This is a genomic window from Shewanella sp. 4t3-1-2LB (assembly GCF_017368415.1).
Classification (GTDB): Bacteria; Pseudomonadota; Gammaproteobacteria; order Enterobacterales; family Shewanellaceae; genus Shewanella; species Shewanella fodinae.
Genome location: NZ_JAFNJD010000020.1, coordinates 36725 through 52169 on the forward strand (window position 1 = coordinate 36725; position 15445 = coordinate 52169).

The 15445-nt window shown below is 47.0% G+C and carries 16 protein-coding genes and 1 pseudogene; 13 read left to right on the plus strand and 4 right to left on the minus strand.

Features of this window, described 5'->3' with window-relative positions:
- Position 1 precedes the first annotated feature (1 nt).
- The gene (locus J3L11_RS09065) at positions 2-982 is read left to right on the plus strand and encodes an AraC family transcriptional regulator (RefSeq protein WP_207570805.1); all 981 of its coding nucleotides are present in this window, start codon (positions 2-4) and stop codon (positions 980-982) included.
- Between the two features lie 170 nt (positions 983-1152).
- Here the strand turns inward: J3L11_RS09065 and J3L11_RS19655 are convergent.
- A pseudogene (locus tag J3L11_RS19655) lies at positions 1153-1853 on the minus strand (site-specific integrase).
- A 338-nt stretch (positions 1854-2191) separates the two neighbouring features.
- On the opposite strand from J3L11_RS19655, the gene J3L11_RS09075 reads away from it, so the two are divergent.
- The 6 genes from J3L11_RS09075 to J3L11_RS09100 all read left to right on the plus strand — a co-directional run bounded on the left by J3L11_RS09075 (position 2192) and on the right by J3L11_RS09100 (position 9471).
- Positions 2192-3226 (plus strand): DUF4365 domain-containing protein, encoded by a 1035-nt coding sequence (locus J3L11_RS09075; protein ID WP_001143643.1) that lies wholly within the window; start codon positions 2192-2194, stop codon positions 3224-3226.
- Positions 3227-3430: 204 nt separating this feature from the next.
- On the plus strand, positions 3431-4972 hold the full coding sequence (gene istA, locus J3L11_RS09080; protein WP_207570806.1) for an IS21 family transposase: 1542 nt from the start codon (positions 3431-3433) through the stop codon (positions 4970-4972).
- Between the two features lie 11 nt (positions 4973-4983).
- Positions 4984-5739 (plus strand): IS21-like element helper ATPase IstB, encoded by a 756-nt coding sequence (gene istB, locus J3L11_RS09085; RefSeq protein ID WP_207570807.1) that lies wholly within the window; start codon positions 4984-4986, stop codon positions 5737-5739.
- A gap of 282 nt (positions 5740-6021) precedes the next feature.
- On the plus strand, positions 6022-6609 hold the full coding sequence (locus J3L11_RS09090; RefSeq protein WP_001747921.1) for a recombinase family protein: 588 nt from the start codon (positions 6022-6024) through the stop codon (positions 6607-6609).
- Positions 6606-8435, plus strand: coding sequence for an Eco57I restriction-modification methylase domain-containing protein (locus J3L11_RS09095; RefSeq protein WP_001747920.1), 1830 nt, complete (start codon positions 6606-6608; stop codon positions 8433-8435). The genes J3L11_RS09090 and J3L11_RS09095 overlap by 4 nt, the downstream gene beginning before the upstream one ends.
- Positions 8395-9471, plus strand: coding sequence for a BsuBI/PstI family type II restriction endonuclease (locus J3L11_RS09100; protein ID WP_002015199.1), 1077 nt, complete (start codon positions 8395-8397; stop codon positions 9469-9471). The genes J3L11_RS09095 and J3L11_RS09100 overlap by 41 nt, the downstream gene beginning before the upstream one ends.
- Before the next feature lie 63 nt (positions 9472-9534).
- On the opposite strand, the gene J3L11_RS09105 is transcribed toward J3L11_RS09100, so the two are convergent.
- Positions 9535-10179: a hypothetical protein gene (locus J3L11_RS09105; RefSeq protein WP_001747918.1), complete on the minus strand. Its 645-nt coding sequence runs from the start codon at positions 10177-10179 to the stop codon at positions 9535-9537.
- Positions 10180-11195: 1016 nt separating this feature from the next.
- Here J3L11_RS09105 and J3L11_RS09110 point away from each other — a divergent pair.
- A complete protein-coding gene (locus J3L11_RS09110) occupies positions 11196-12104 on the plus strand; it encodes an integrase domain-containing protein (protein WP_233348930.1) in 909 nt (302 codons plus the stop codon).
- A gap of 312 nt (positions 12105-12416) precedes the next feature.
- On the opposite strand, the gene J3L11_RS09115 is transcribed toward J3L11_RS09110, so the two are convergent.
- A complete protein-coding gene (locus J3L11_RS09115; protein ID WP_080248198.1) occupies positions 12417-12836 on the minus strand; it encodes a permease in 420 nt (139 codons plus the stop codon).
- A gap of 462 nt (positions 12837-13298) precedes the next feature.
- On the opposite strand from J3L11_RS09115, the gene J3L11_RS09120 reads away from it, so the two are divergent.
- From J3L11_RS09120 to J3L11_RS09140, 5 genes are all read left to right on the plus strand, one after another.
- Entirely contained in the window at positions 13299-13553 is a 255-nt protein-coding gene (locus tag J3L11_RS09120; protein WP_074448774.1) for a hypothetical protein, read from the plus strand.
- Positions 13554-13631: 78 nt separating this feature from the next.
- Positions 13632-13949 carry a hypothetical protein gene (locus J3L11_RS09125; protein ID WP_069140149.1) on the plus strand — a complete coding sequence of 106 codons (318 nt, stop codon included), beginning with the start codon at positions 13632-13634 and terminating at the stop codon, positions 13947-13949.
- 101 nt (positions 13950-14050) lie between these two features.
- Positions 14051-14320 (plus strand): hypothetical protein, encoded by a 270-nt coding sequence (locus J3L11_RS09130; RefSeq protein WP_069140165.1) that lies wholly within the window; start codon positions 14051-14053, stop codon positions 14318-14320.
- Between the two features lie 59 nt (positions 14321-14379).
- Positions 14380-14571, plus strand: coding sequence for a hypothetical protein (locus J3L11_RS09135; protein ID WP_069140150.1), 192 nt, complete (start codon positions 14380-14382; stop codon positions 14569-14571).
- A 106-nt stretch (positions 14572-14677) separates the two neighbouring features.
- Positions 14678-15100, plus strand: coding sequence for a hypothetical protein (locus J3L11_RS09140; RefSeq protein WP_069140151.1), 423 nt, complete (start codon positions 14678-14680; stop codon positions 15098-15100).
- Positions 15101-15228: 128 nt separating this feature from the next.
- On the opposite strand, the gene J3L11_RS09145 is transcribed toward J3L11_RS09140, so the two are convergent.
- The gene (locus J3L11_RS09145) at positions 15229-15381 is read right to left on the minus strand and encodes a hypothetical protein (RefSeq protein WP_207570808.1); all 153 of its coding nucleotides are present in this window, start codon (positions 15379-15381) and stop codon (positions 15229-15231) included.
- Between the last annotated feature and the right edge of the window lie 64 nt (positions 15382-15445).

Sequence of the window (15445 nt, forward strand, 5' to 3'; positions counted from 1 at the left end):
TATGCGTGATAGTTCAAACGTTCAGTCAGACCCTCTTTCAGATCTTCTGGACTTCCTTCAGGCTCACTGTCAGCTTTCCGGGCAGTTAATAGCTGGCGGCACATGGGCGCGTCGTTTCACGAATCTGGATGCAATTAAGTTTTGTGCTGTAACCGAAGGGAGTTGCTGGTATTCCATTGATGGGATGTCCGAGCCAGCCCGAGTAGATGCAGGTGATGTATTGATCACGAATGGAACACGGACATTGACACTGGCCAGTACCGCAGAACTTGTTCCTGAGGCAACCAGTACATCTGTTGTCCAAGACGGCAATGACCAATATCGGCTTGGAGAGGGAAGCGACTTTACCATGCTTGGCGGTATGATCCAGATTGATGCAGAACGACAGATACTACTCTCCAATGGCCTGCCGCCGCTTATACATGTGCGGGGTGTGAGTGATGAAGCAAAACCTATTGCATGGTTGCTTGGGCAACTTGTGATTGAAATGAAAAGCGCACGACCAGGTCGATTGACTGCTATATCAGGATTGGCACAGCTGTTATTCACTCAGACCATACGGGCCTATTTGGCACACGCACCGGATAGCGACGAAGGCTGGCTTAAAGGCTTCGGTGATCAACGGTTAGTCATTGTGCTTAGTAGCATTCATAGTGAGCCCTCAAGGAACTGGGGGCTTGAAGAACTGGCAAAAAAGGCTGGGATGTCGAGAACATCTCTCGCAGTTCGATTTCGCAAGATGATTGGCGTTCCTCCGCTTACTTATCTGACACAATGGAGGATGTATCTTGCAAGACGTGAGCTTCGGGCGGGTGCCTCAATTTCCGAGGCCGCAGCCTCGGCTGGTTATACTTCTGACAGTGCATTCAGCAACGCATTCAAACGCGTGATGTCTGTTGCCCCGGCCCAATACAGGAAAGCTGCTCAGGACGAAATAAGCAATTCACAAGTATCGTGCAAAGATAGCACTCCCGACTTCTAAGAGAACTGAGCTAATTACTGGAATATGAATCGACATCGTTACAGTAGTCACTTTGTGTCGATCTTTATTATTCTTCTTCAACACCTATTCTTTTAGCTGTGAAAAAGATCTTAGTCTAATTGTTCATCAAAGATATCCGGAAAGGTCCGCATGGCCTCTGTGCGGCAGGTTTACAGAATACTTGCGTAGATTTCTGTCGTTCTGAGTTCGCTGTGGCCAAGCAATCTGGAAAGGGGATAGATGTTCAGACCACGGGCAAGTTGGTTTACAGCAAAGGTGTGGCGGCCAGTATGAAAAGTCACATGTTTGGTGACCCCGGCACGTATAGCCCACTGCACTAGCGCGACGTTGCTGTAGTTGTCGTAACGTAAGCCCTTAAAAACCCGTTCTGTCGGTTTCCCTCTGTTCTCCAAGTTGAGCAGTCGCACAGCAGAATCCGGTAAGTCGAGATATTGCAGGCCATTGCCCGAGTTTTTGAGCTTTATCTGGGAAAAGATGATTCGGTAGTGCCCTTGAGCAAACAGTTCAATTTCACTCCATATCAGTTTATGTATGTCTGACCAGCGTAGACCCGTAGTCCCATCCATAGTGCAGGAAAACAGAAATGCTCTTCGTAGCACATCGTAACGGCATTCTGCCTTGGTAAGGGTCTTTGAGGTAAGTGCGCTGTGTCCTTTCTGCTGCGTGGTGTTATTGTGATCGCGCTCAACTGCGTTTTTTGGCTTGTTGTAGAGGAATAGATTCAGCGGTTCGTAAGAGCGCTTTTGAGCTCTTGAACCGTCTTCCGAGGTCTTTGAGCCGAATAGTACACAAGCCTGACGGGGCGCAGGTCATTCTTATCTGGTTCTCGCTTTTGTATATTGATTTTCATAGGTTTTTCTCATCTTGTGCGCCGCATGTGCTCCAGAATTTATCTTCGGAGCACATACGGAGCAAGAATCGACAAAACCCTTCAAATCACTTCCCACCCAATAAAACAAAATTATTTTAAAATCATAATGTTGTTTTGATTTGGTTTGATGCGTTTTACTATTTTACTTCCCGATACAGAAAGTGAAAAAACATTAATTATCAATTATTTATAATTAAATTGGCGTGCATTTGGGGTAATTTCGGTTATTCACCTAAGTACGGTTACTTTGTACTGCCAGAACATATTATATTAAAAAATGCGTTCTGCGTCAGTGTTCAAGGTATTGAGGAACCAATATGCCAACCTATGCAAAATCGTTAGTAACTTCTAAGAAAGGTATTAACTACGTAAGAGGAGTTATCGAGGGAGTTGGCTGCTTGTTTCAAAAGATTGAGCAGGAAAATGATCTTGGGATAGATGCGATTTGCGAGTTGATAAACTCAAATGGTCAGCCAGAAAACCACCTTTTTGCTTTGCAGATCAAGTCTGGTGACTCTTACTATGATAGTTCTAAAAACTCCTGTTCATTTAGGATAGGAACTCATAGGGATTACTGGACAAATTATAAGGTCCCCCTTTTTGCTGTTGTTTACATACCATCTCTCGACACGGCTTATTGGACAGATATTAAGAAATTTCTGAAGAGTAACGTTCACGCTAGCTCCATTAGTTTCGATTTGAGTCGTGCCAATCACTTTGATGAAGAGAAGTTCATTTCTTACTTTAAGCCCTTGGTTACTGGGAGAGGGCCAAATATTTCTCTGGAAGACAGTTTAAGACTTGTTAGAAGCAGTAATGATGACGAGGCTTGGCTTGGTTTAACAACGTTATTTAGGCGATTTCCTAATACATACCAAACCTGGGATGAGTTGGTTAGAGCTTTCAAAATAAGAAGTATTGCCAAAATTCCTAGATTACTCATTTATCTTCTAGCCCATATCCCTTGGCATGGCGATATTTCATACAGTGGCGAAGATATAAAGTCAGAGATTAGATGTTATGCCGCTGACTTGTTTAATTCGTTTGATGAAGGTGACATACGTAAGTTACTGTCCATGATCGATGACAACGGAATACAGAGGGGAGCTATCGGGCAATCGGTCGAAGCTGTAATTAACTGTGTAGGTAGTGCATCACAGTATCTAATCAGAATAATCAGGAATGGCTGCGACAGTATGGAACTAAGAGAATCAGCAGCGTTCATTTTGGCCGTCGATAAAGGTGTTGAGGCTATACCGTACCTTCGAGAGTTAGCATCTAGTGGCAGCGAGATATCCAGTTTGATTATTCAGGATATCGCTGAACATGGTGGGTTTTACCCATACTCTTAATGCTTTTGTGCGTATTCTGCCCCAAAGTGAACACCGATTCTGATTTAAAATGAACACCTGTTCTGGTTTTGTGTGAACACCCATTCTGGCGCAAAGTGAACACTTTGGGTCTATTTCCAGAATCAGTGTTCATTTACTCCAGAATGCTTTTCCCGCGTTGATTGTTGTCACTGATAACCTGTCCATTTTCAGATGGATATGGTTATGCCAAGACAGAGAACTTCAATGCGTAAACTTCGTGAAATCCTAAGACTTCGCCTCTATGCAGGCCTGTCCATCCGACAAATCCGCGATAGCCTGCGCGTCAGTATCGGCGCTATCCAAAAAGTGGCCACGGCGGCCGAGCAAAACGGCATCACCTGGCCCTTGATATGCACACTGGACGACAGTGAACTGGCCCGGCGGTTTTATCCTCAGGCCGATACTCAAGTCTCCACACGGTTAGAATTACCCGATTGGTGCGCTGTGCACAAAGAGCTGCGTAAAGCGGGTGTCACTAAACATCTGCTGTGGGAGGAATATACCCAGCAGTACCCCAACCGCAGTTACAGCTATCCGCAGTATTGCCATTTGTACCAGCAATGGCAGAAAAAACAGCGCCGTTCGATGCGTCAGCATCATGTGGCAGGAGAAACCCTGTTTGTCGATTACGCGGGACAGACCGTGCCTGTCGTCTGTGGCAGTACAGGTGAAATCCGGTTTGCCCAGGTGTTTGTCGCTGTCCTTGGTGCCTCCAATTACACCTATGCGGAAGCCACGTTAAGTCAAACTTTACCCGATTGGCTGGGCAGTCACGCCAGAGCCTTCAGCTTCTTCGGCGGTGTGCCCCGATTAATTGTGCCGGATAACCTCAAAAGTGGCGTCAGTAAAGCATGCCGCTATGACCCGGACCTCAATCCGGCCTACCAGCAACTGGCTCATCATTACGGCTGCGCCATTATGCCCGCCAGACCCTACAAACCTCAGGATAAAGCCAAAGCGGAAGTGGGCGTACAGGTAATTGAACGCTGGATTTTAGCCCGGTTGCGCCATCACACCTTCTTCTCGCTGGCAGAACTGAATCACTGCATCAACGCACTGCTGCAGGAGGTGAATGAGCGACCCTTTAAACAATTTAGCGGTAACCGCCGGGAATGGTTTGAACAGCTGGATAAACCGGCACTTGGCAACTTACCGCGTGAAGCCTATCAGTACACTGAGATTAAACAGGTCAAGCTGAATATCGATTACCACGTGCAGTATGGTGAACATCTGTACTCCGCCCCCCATCATCTGGTGGGCGAAAAGTTAGAACTGCACGCCACTGACCGCCTTATCACGCTGTACTTCCAGAATAAACGGGTTGCCAGTCATCCGCGGGTAAACCGGCGTGGCATGAGTACCCAGGCAGAGCATATGCCCACCCGGCATGAAAAACACCACCAGTGGTCCCGTGGCCGGTTGATGAACTGGGCCAAAGACATTGGCCAGGATACCCTCGACTGGGTGGTTCGGGTACTGGACAGTAAAACGCATGAACAACAAGGCTACCGGGTTTGTCTTGGATTACTCAATCTGACTCGTCAATATCCACCAGAGCGGTTAAATCAGGCCTGTGCGATTGCTAACACCCATCAACTCAATCGCCTGAAAAATATCAAAGCCATCCTGTGCAGCAATCTGGATACCGTCGTCACCGAAGATGAGAAATTGCCTGCATTACCCCAGCACCATGAAAACATCCGTGGCCCTCAAAGCTTCCATTAAGAGAGACCGTTATGAACCAGCACAACATCACTTTATTACGACAACTGAAACTGACAGGTATGGCGCAGGCCTTGCTGCAGCAACTGGAACAGCCCGGCACCTATCAGGCGCTGTCGTTCGAAGAGCGGCTGCAATTGCTGATAGACTACGAGCACCAAAGCCGGGATAACCGCAAACAGCAACGGTTACTGACCAGCGCTACACTCAAAGTGCAGGCCAATGCCCGTGACATCAACTACGAGCACCCGCGAGGACTCAGCCAATCGGTAATGAGTGGTTTGCTCAGCAGTGGCTGGGTGAACAAACAACAAAACATCCTGATCACAGGCCCCTGTGGCAGCGGTAAAACCTATTTGGCGTGCGCCTTAGCTCACAGTGCCATCCTAAAAGGCCACAGTGCAAAGTACTACCGGTTATCGCGTTTACTGCTGGAGCTAAATCAACAGAAAGCAGACGGCAGCTACAGCAAAGCACTGAAACACATTGCCAAATATGACGTTCTCATCCTGGACGACTGGGGGCTGGAGCCACTTAAAGCAGCGCAGCGTAACGATCTGATGGAAATCATGGACGACCGGCACCAACACGCATCGACCATCATGGTCAGTCAGTTGCCAACAGAAGAATGGTATCAGGCGATTGGAGATAACACGCTAGCCGATGCCATCCTGGACCGACTGATGCACAACGCCCACCGATTGAAATTAAAGGGAGAATCGATGCGAAAAGACAGAAGTGAATTGACTGAAAATGAACACCTGAGCTAAAAAGGAGCTGAGCCCAACGCGGGAAAAGATTGGTGTTCACAATCACCAGAATAGGTGTTCAGATAAATCAGAATACGCAGCTTTTGATTTTCACCTCAACGATACCCATCTAATCTATCAATAATTAAGTGCAAAAAGTCCGCAACCCAAATTGGATGCGGACTTTTTTTTGTCCAGAAAACCACCGTTTATTGAACAGTTAGAAAACTTACCTATGGATTGGTTTTTTAATCAATAATCTGTTAAAATACTCGTATAAAAAACTATGTAAATAAAACGTACATGAATCAAAGAATCGGCTATGCCAGAGTATCAACTGATGACCAGAACCTGCATCTCCAGCGGGATGCGTTGGTTGCTGCCGGTTGTGAAATCATTTATGAGGACAAAGCCAGCGGTAAAAGTACTGCCCGGCCAGAACTAGATAACTGTCTAAAGGCTCTTAGGCCAGGTGATACGTTAGTTGTTTGGAGGCTCGATAGACTCGGTCGCAGCCTGGGTGATTTGGTTAAAGTCGTGACTAATTTGATTGATGAACGGGGAGTTGGATTCCTGAGCTTACAAGAGCAGATTGAAACCAATAGTGCTTCTGGAAAGTTGATTTTTCATGTATTTGCAGCTTTAGCTGAGTTTGAGCGTAATTTAATTAGTGAGCGGACTAGAGCTGGACTTGATGCTGCTAGGGCTCGGGGACGTAAAGGTGGCAGAAAGCCGAAGCTCGCACCAAAGGATATTCGAGAGATTAAGGTATTACTAAAAGATCCAAGCATACCCGTTTCCGATGTGGCTAAACGATTTGGTGTATCTAGAACAACAATTTATAACAGTGTCGGGGTCATAAAACCTGACCGTGAGGGGGCAAGTATATGAACGCTTTCCACTTTCAGGATCTTTTAAGTGAGTCAGCGGAGCCTCTTGTTCGTTATGAGGCCTGCAAAGGTATGGCTCGTGGTTATGCTAACTCTGTCATAGATGACCAGTATCGACTTAAAATCGCCAGGTCTTATTGCGCAGCTTTAATAAAATCTTATTGGGACGAAATTAACGCTAGGCACAATAGCAAGCTTAAAATTTTTTCAATCCCAACTGATTCAGAATTGGCCGAAATTACTCTCGATGCAGAGGATGTTGCCAAAAACACCGGTAAAGTGATCGCACAATTCCCTGATATTGATGCGGGCTATCTTATCGGATCAATATACACAGCCATGTTGCCTACTGCTTATCGATCTGATTTAGGAGCTTATTACACTCCGCCACCTTTGGTATCTAGGCTTCTTGATTTGGCTGAAGAAGCAGGCGTTGATTTCAGTACCGCGTCGGTAATTGATCCTGCATGCGGCGGAGGTGCTTTCCTTGCGCCAGTCGCTATGCGAATGCTCCAACGTTCCAAACATGCTTCAAGTGAATGGAAGCTTGCGCAGATAGGCAAGAGGCTCAAAGGGGTTGAGATAGATCCATTTGCTGCCTGGATGACGCATGTCTTATTAGAGTGTGTATTAATAGAACATTGCATTATTGCCAGAAGGCGTCTTGCAAAAAGCGTTATCAGTATTTGTGATGCTCTAACGTACCAGTCACCTGTAGATTTTGATCTGGTAATAGGCAATCCTCCATACGGTAAAGTTTCTCTTGATACAGAAGTTAGAGAGAAGTTTAGCCGCTCACTGTTTGGTCATGCCAATTTATATGGTCTTTTCACCGACCTCGCTTTAAGACTCGCCAAGCCTGAAGGGGTAATAGCTTACTTAACACCTACATCATTTTTGGGGGGGCAATATTTCAAGGCATTACGTGAGCTGTTAATTGATGAATCTGCGCCACGAGCTTTTGATTTTATATCAAATAGAGAGGGTGTTTTTGACGATGTTTTACAAGAAACTCTTCTTGCAACATTCAAAAAGTCAGCAAGAAAAACACCGGCAAAGGTTTCATTGTTAGTACCCGAGGGGCTTAACGAAGCAAGAGTAGAGCCTATTGGAAAGGTATCAATTATTAAAGGCGATGGTCCGTGGCTAATCCCTAGAGTAGCTGAAGACGCTGCATTGTTAAATCGACTCAAGAAGATGAAGACCCGTCTCCCTGATCTGGGCTACGTTGTTTCGACTGGGAAACTTGTTTGGAATAGACATAAAAGCCAGTTACGTACTGAAAAAACAAAAGGGGCACTACCTCTTGTTTGGGCTGAATCGGTAACTTCAAATGGCTTTAAATTCTCTTCGGTGAAGAGAAACCATGTCCCTTATATTCAAATTGAAAAAAACCAGCGACATCTTGTAACTACTGATTCATGTGTTTTGGTACAGCGAACCACATCTAAAGAACAAAATCGAAGAGTTCTCGGTGCTGTCATACCACAAGACTTTATTGATCGATATGGTGGTGTCGTTGTAGAAAATCATTTAAATATCGTTTACGCAGATACACTTATACGGGAGTTGAGCGTAGAAACTATTAACGGATTACTTAATTCTCAGGTCTTTGACCGTATATACCGTTGCATAAGCGGTAGTGTAGCTGTTTCTGCTTATGAGCTTATGGCTGTGCCTTTACCGAGCTTGGACGACATGAAAAAGCTGGAGAAGATCATTGCAGCAGGTTCTGATAGACTCTCCATCGAGAAGTGTATAGCAGGATTGTATGGAGAGAGCAAACTTGAGCTGGCCACATGTACCAAGTCTGGAGGTGATTGCTGAACGCTTACCTCTAATATTCCCTGAAGGGACAGAAAATCGTAATTATGTCATCCGAGAAATGGCTGCAAGAACTCTCTATGTTATGTTCTACGCAGGAGCTGTCGAGGGTGCTGATCGTTGGATTAGGCCAAGCCAAGTAACCGACATGTCTGATGTTCAGGCTGCTCTCTTGACGGACGAGGAGCGTCAGTCTTGGGTTAAACAGGCGCTATCTAGTAAGAAAGATAGACCTGTTACGACCTGGTATGCTCCAAATTCCCGAGAACCTGTCAGAGACGAAACTATTCGATATGGGTTTATAGCCCTTGGTGCCGTTATTGAACGCACTGGTTTGCCTGTGACAACTCCTCTTCCTAAATACGCAATGTCAAAAGCATTTGCAGCTCTGTTCAATGTAGATTTAATTGGGGATGATTTAGAGGCTTTAATTCGTAGCTGGCAGAACTCTCACCTTAATGCTGCCGCTTTAAGTCGAATTCGATTACTTGGTGCGCATGCCACTGCCGCAGCATCAGATCAGATAACCGCGACATTACCTAATTCTGGGTTAGTAATGCTTGAGTCTGGTCCGTCAGGCGTAATAGGTAAGGCGGTGATCGAACAATTCGCTCGGAAGTTTTTAAAGACGCCAGCCGTATTATGGTTGTCTCAGTCAGGGGAAAAGGTTGGTATTGATCTTGCGAGTAGGTTAAAGCTCAAAATTGACCCTTCAAAAACGTTACCTGACGTTATTTTAGTTGATCTTGGGACCAAGACTGACGGTAGTGACATGTTATTTGTTTTTATTGAAATTGTTGCTTCAGATGGTCCAATTAACTCTATGCGTAAACAGAAGCTAACTGAAATAGCTATTGAAGCTGGCTTCTCTGCCCAGAATCTTGCTTTTGTAACTGCATTTCAAGATCGTTCAGCCGCTCCATTCAAAAAAGCAATGTCAGAACTCGCGTGGGGAACTTATGCGTGGTTTTGTTCTGAACCAGATAATTTAATTGAGCTAAGAGATGGCAGTTCTATAATCTTGTCAGAGCTTTTATAGGACATAATAATCATAAAGCTGGTTTGGTAAGCCAGCTTTATGATTGCTCTATAGCTCAGGGGTCTATAACGGTCTCAAGTTATATCCATTTTGCTGTAGGTAATTGGCCCTATCATAAATTCTTGCGACCTCAGATTTTATTGGACCAAAAAAGTACTTTTTCCCCATTAGGACAAGGCATTCTGCTTCTGGGTCCAGAAGTTTAAACAAGTGATAGGCCGGTTCGTCAGCAAGAGTATGATTGCCAATTGCTGAGTCAGGAAAAAAATGTCCAGCATCATTTTTCAGAAGGTAGTCGTCTAAGTTTTCATCAAAATGTTCCCAGGCGTTCCGCAGATCCCTGTTATGAATAGGTGAGTCTTCTTCCATACCAAAAGCAGATATTAACTTTTCGCCTCGTTTTTTTCTCAGAGCTGCTTGATAGGGATGGGTTTTGTTTAGCTTGCCCGGATACCAAACCGGCCAGAAGTATCGAGATAAAGCCGCCGCATGCCCTATTGCCTCTTGCACCAAACTAATTGAGTAATCTGAATCAGCCTGTTTTTCCTTTGCAAATTCGTAGTGTTCAAAAGCTTCCAAACATCGGCTAGCTGAATAAATTATCGAATGTATATAAAAGGCGTCGTATGGAGAAAAAATACCGCTGAAATCTTCAACAATTATTTTTGCTCTACTTTCCAATTCATCTAATTCAAAGTTTACTGACATCTGATATACCTACTAAAACCCCATCGAAAAGCAATCTATTGATGCTAAATATTTGGTCATCGCTCTAAGCATTACCGAAAAGCCACCTAAAAGCGACCGTTGAGTTAAATTCGAGCCCAACGAACAAACCTCACCCTAAAGACAAGCACTGAAAAGCAACCCAAAAGCAACTTTATGATGTACTTGACGCCTCTATCTGTTTGATTAATATATAAAGTGTTTTTGGTAGCTGGCCTTCAAACAGCATTCTGCAAAACTAAGGCGATTGCCTTCATTTCTTAACCCTCAGGGGGACTGCCCCCTATGGGCATTCCTCCGTCTATAACAATCTTCCCGGAGGAAAATCAGATGTTTATCATCATTATGCTTGCAGCGTTATGCTGCGGCCTGTGCTTGTGTATTGCACAAGTTAACAGGCTTCCATACCGCGATTTTGCTCAAAGCAATGTCGTGTCCTTGGTACTCGATTCCGAGCAGCCAAACCAAAGAGGACCACCCTCAACATCAGGACGAGTGTTGGAATACCCAACTTGCTCGATGCTCCACCCCGTCTCTGTCGCCGTAGGCGTAAACAGAGACGGGGGTATAGCCCCCGACGGAAGCCTTGTGCCTCAACGGCTCAAGGCTTTCGCCCCGCGCACGAATGTGCGCGAACAATACCGCCTTCGGCGGTTGGCGCGCTTCGCGCTTCCTTTCCAGAGAATGACACGACAGTACCAGCCGGATCTGCTGGCAGTTTGTTCCGTCGGAACAGACCAGCCAGTGGAATGAGTAGTTCGCTCCATAGCAGTACCGCTCGTATGAAATGACCGTGGGCATCGGTTTATCTGCCCTGTGCCTGGGCGAGATCCCCAGCGTTGGCCTTAGCATGCAGAGCTAATAAAAAACTGCGTTTCACTTACCACCGAGTACGGACGGGCCAGCAACACGTTGATTAACAAGATCATAAGGAGCACACGATGCGCTCAGAGCGGACTAATCCGGGCTCCCGGAATTTTGGTCTCCGAAGTCGCGATATGGGCAAGGCAGGCCTGAATGCACTGAAGGAAGGTATGAAGAGTTTCCAGTCCATAGCCACGATCCACGACCGATGGAGCGTTTTTAGCGCTTGGATTAAGTCCGAACAGGGCATTAAGGACATGCGGGATATAGAAAAGGCTCATTTGGTCGCTTATGCGGCGCACCTTAATGATCGCTATGAGCGGGGAGAAATCGCGCCATCCACGGCGCAGAACTACCTGAGCGCAGTGAATCGGGTGATGGAGATTGCGAGAGGCGACCGACAGGTACGTGTAGACCCCGTCTCCGAGGGTGGACTTCCAAAGCGCTCAGGTATCGCCACTGGTGACCGGAGTGTTTCGGAAGCGGCCCATAATGCCGCTATGGGGGCAGCCTCCGAGCGCCTTGGGGCTTTGCTGGAACTACAGCGTAATTTTGGTCTGCGGTTCGAGGAATCGGCCAAGCTGGATGCTGCCAGGGCACTAAGAGAGGCCGAGAAAATCGGCTCCGTGAGCATAAAGGATGGCACCAAGGGGGGGCGGGCGCGCACCGTTCCCATCACCAACGATGCCCAAGTTAGTGCGCTCCAGCGGGCCGCCGCCATGCAGGATGGTCGCAGCATGATCCCTACCGAGCAGAATTATCGCGAGTTCCGGCAAGAAGCCTATCGGGAGATTGGCCGCCATCCGGTGAACTTCCACGGCGAACGGCACCACTACGCTCAAACTCGATACCGGGACCTGCTGGGCGCGGAATGCCCGGTAAAAGCCGGAATAAAGCATGGCCGCGCCCACCATGAATACCTTGCCAAGGAACTTGGAGTATCCGTGGCCCACGCCAGGATGCTGGACCAGGAGATCCGGTCGGAGGTTGCGCGAGAGCTGGGCCACGGGCGCATCGACGTAACAAACTCCTATTTGGGGTAAGCAACATCAGGAGGAACCAATGGAAAAATGGGTTAGAGAAAGATCACATGTATATGTCCGCCACGGCGGAAAGACCGCAAGGCGGGCGATGGTGAAACGCCTGATAGCGATCCTGGAGGACATTGCGGCCAATGAGAAAGGCGTTAAATCCCCATCCCAGGTCGGAAGAGCCCATATCCACAGATACTACGCCAGGCACCAGAGGCTGAGTGCGACGACATTGCGTGATCACTTCTATGCGTTCCGACTCCTGTGGGAATTGCTTGGTCGCGCTGGCGATCCTCCCCGGCCAAAGGATGGTTGAGCGCCGGGTTAATCGTCACTCGTGCCGATGTGACGCCTCTGGTCATAGTCATAGGAGTCCTGGAATCCTCCATCCCCCATCGGTCCAATACCTAAACCACCTGTCGAACGAGAGTCGAGATAAAGGTGGAGATCATCTTTTTTCCGACGATGTTTCCGTCCTCGTACACCCTCTTGGCGTACAACTTTAACCATTTGCACCGCGAGAAAACTAAGCAGGACAACAAGAGCGGCTTGCCAACTGAAATAGGCCACACCCGCCCAGAACACTATTGATGCCCAGATACTCCGATGAACCAGTAACAGGAATCTTCCGCCCCAAACGACAAAGGGAGCTAACGCAACACCAAGCCCCCAAGGCGTATCAGTCATCATAGCTATCCCGAGAAGTACCACTCCCAGCAGAAGAACATTGGCCACATGTTTCATACCAACCCCCTTGCTCTTTACCGCCAGTTTACCATGGCATCAAAAAATGCAACTGTGAAATCGAGAACTGCTCTCATTACTGCCCGCTAAGGCGTTCTTCCGAAGCCGAGCCAGGCGAAAGATACCCAAGATCACCAACAACACGAGTGCCATACCAAGCTTATAGGCAGCGACAGCCAGACCTAGGATAAGCAGAATCAGAAGCCCTATATTCGCCAGATGCCGCATCAACTTCTCCCTTCAACAAAGTTCCTTCATCTCAATTATTGACCTATGCGCCCAAAAAGGGCAGTTCCAGCGAGTATCCCCCGACGCCTTGGCTGTTACAGTGTTCACAACTTCAGCCTCAGGCTGAGTGAGCGCGATAGCTGGTCGCCAAAAACAAACAGCAAACTTAAATCCTTCCCTTAACCGAGGGTTCTCCGGTTAAGGGAGAACCCTCAAAGAAATTTGAGGTGTTGTATGTCAAAAATCGAAGTTAACGGTCTGATTCTGCCACTAAATGATGCGCATGTTCATCAACGGCGTGGGGTAACAGCCGCTAGAACTGAATCTGGCGAACCACTTCATATCACCGTATTGCGGTGTCTTGATGGTCGTCATACGAAAACTTACTGCGGATTGGCGAGAGCTGATAACTCAGAAGACTTCGTGAAAATCATGGAATGGGGTGACAAATTTGAACCAATCGCAGATTGGTTCAATACCGTCCAATAATTCCTTTCCTATCCCGTAACCGGGGTTCACCGGTTACGCGGTGTAGCCCCTTCAATTCCAAATTAATTGGAGGTGTTTATGTACTTTTCCACTTTCGTTTTGATCATGATTGTTACCGTTGGCGTCATTGCTTTCGGAGCTTCCATCGTTGCCAAGCTATTAAACGCGGCGTCGATGGCGGTATATCGGTCCTTGAGAAAAACGCGGCCCGTAGGGGTCGTCAGTCCGCTGGCTACTGTCAGCAGTTCATTGAACGGAGAATGGTTGAGAGCTACCTCCGGTAGCAATCAATCCGGCGTTTTCGATGCTATTGAATGCGCGCCGCTTGAAGGGGAACTGGTTGCTGAGCGAGCTGCAATTGCTTCCAACAAGAAGTTCTTGTCGGCCAAGGTGTGAATGACCTTTCAGAACGATAGCCCTTTTTATCTTAAATCACCCTGCCGGGTACTTTGCCCGGTTGGGCTAAGTCCCGGCGTTTAAACTCTTGGAGAATGAAAATGCTGGGACAAACTCAAAAAGAAATCCATCAATTCGACGTATGTGGCCGCGTGTATTACCGCGAGGTCAATTACACCGGGCAAGAAGGCGAGTTGGTGGCTGAAACGGTGGAGGCCTTATCTCATGACGAGGCGGAAACCGTGTTTCGAAACAATCTGGTTGAACATGCTCGTGAGTTCAACCTGACCGTGGACCGCGTCGAAATTACGTTCACTATCGATTTGACGATTGCTGAAAGTGATAGCGATGAACCGTTCTTGGTCCATTAATCGCAAAACCCTCAGGGGAAGCCCTGGGGGCTTCCCCTCCTGCTATTTATGGAGGAAAAATGGAAGAGACAACCACAATCACCACTGAGTTATCTGATCGCCATGCCTGGGCTTTGGCTCAACTTGTCAAGCGCATCGGCTGGAACGAAGTTCGGATCAATGCGGTGGATGACGACGATGCGTATCTGATGAGAGAGGCTTTATCTGCATTGCAGAAGAGTCTTGCTGAATCGGGATATGCGCCTCGGTAAAAACTCTACCAGAACGCTGGGATTGTCCAAAATGGGCAGATCCAGCGTCTTTGCAGAGCCACTTAGATTGGTAATATTGAAAAACCTTTCAAAGGAGTATTTAAACATGACATATCACTTACACCTTAACTTTGAAAATAGAGAGTACTTTTTATCAGATGGAGCTTGGTCAACTGAAGAGACCATTCAAGGCCTTCTTCTTCCTATCGCAGCGCATCGTGCTGCTGATGAAAAGGACGCATGGAGCGCGATTGATGAAGTTAAATCCTTGATAGATGAAGTGCTAATCAAAGTTGATGTTGAGTGGAACGACAGGATGACCCAAAAGCCGACAATTATTTATCAGGACGGCGTTAAGTCTCTGATTTCTAAATTGCAGAAGGAGTTTTTTATCAACTCATTCTGGGCTTATTTTAACGGTAAGAAACGTACCGCTCAGGCAGAACTGAACCTTGAGGAGGCATTTTCTACTGAGCTGAAGCAGCTTGAACATGAGGGCACCTTTATTTTTAAAGGTGTAGATAATTAAACGGCTTTGTGCCCCTGAGGCCATAAGTTAAACGGGTGCTAGAGATTACGATGCAGCGCATGTTGTAATAGTTTCTTTAGTTCGACCGGAATAATCAAAGGGCCAGCTTGTCTGGTCCTTTGCTACTTCTAGGGATAGGAATCTACTGAATCGGTTTCATTATCCAGCTTGGCCGTTGCTTGCTCATCCAAGAGGCGGAGCATCTCTGATGCCTTGCGTTTGGCCTCGGCCACAACTTCGGGTTTCTCCTGCTCCAGGAGTTGCTCTAGTGTTCTTGACACTGGTAAATCTCGCTAGTTTGGTTAGACTTTGAGTATATAACGTTTTAAAAGAGAGGTTCAGCTC

Bases quoted from the DNA above. Each gene is read 5' to 3' on its own strand.
- J3L11_RS09065 (WP_207570805.1), top strand. From the start codon at position 2: ATGCGTGATAGTTCAAACGTTCAGTCAGACCCTCTTTCAGATCTTCTG.
- J3L11_RS09075 (WP_001143643.1), top strand. From the start codon at position 2,192: ATGCCAACCTATGCAAAATCGTTAGTAACTTCTAAGAAAGGTATTAAC.
- istA (WP_207570806.1), top strand. From the start codon at position 3,431: ATGCCAAGACAGAGAACTTCAATGCGTAAACTTCGTGAAATCCTAAGA.
- istB (WP_207570807.1), top strand. From the start codon at position 4,984: ATGAACCAGCACAACATCACTTTATTACGACAACTGAAACTGACAGGT.
- J3L11_RS09090 (WP_001747921.1), top strand. From the start codon at position 6,022: ATGAATCAAAGAATCGGCTATGCCAGAGTATCAACTGATGACCAGAAC.
- J3L11_RS09095 (WP_001747920.1), top strand. From the start codon at position 6,606: ATGAACGCTTTCCACTTTCAGGATCTTTTAAGTGAGTCAGCGGAGCCT.
- J3L11_RS09105 (WP_001747918.1), bottom strand. From the start codon at position 10,179: ATGTCAGTAAACTTTGAATTAGATGAATTGGAAAGTAGAGCAAAAATA.
- J3L11_RS09110 (WP_233348930.1), top strand. From the start codon at position 11,196: ATGGGCAAGGCAGGCCTGAATGCACTGAAGGAAGGTATGAAGAGTTTC.
- J3L11_RS09115 (WP_080248198.1), bottom strand. From the start codon at position 12,836: ATGAAACATGTGGCCAATGTTCTTCTGCTGGGAGTGGTACTTCTCGGG.
- J3L11_RS09120 (WP_074448774.1), top strand. From the start codon at position 13,299: ATGTCAAAAATCGAAGTTAACGGTCTGATTCTGCCACTAAATGATGCG.
- J3L11_RS09125 (WP_069140149.1), top strand. From the start codon at position 13,632: ATGTACTTTTCCACTTTCGTTTTGATCATGATTGTTACCGTTGGCGTC.
- J3L11_RS09130 (WP_069140165.1), top strand. From the start codon at position 14,051: ATGCTGGGACAAACTCAAAAAGAAATCCATCAATTCGACGTATGTGGC.
- J3L11_RS09135 (WP_069140150.1), top strand. From the start codon at position 14,380: ATGGAAGAGACAACCACAATCACCACTGAGTTATCTGATCGCCATGCC.
- J3L11_RS09140 (WP_069140151.1), top strand. From the start codon at position 14,678: ATGACATATCACTTACACCTTAACTTTGAAAATAGAGAGTACTTTTTA.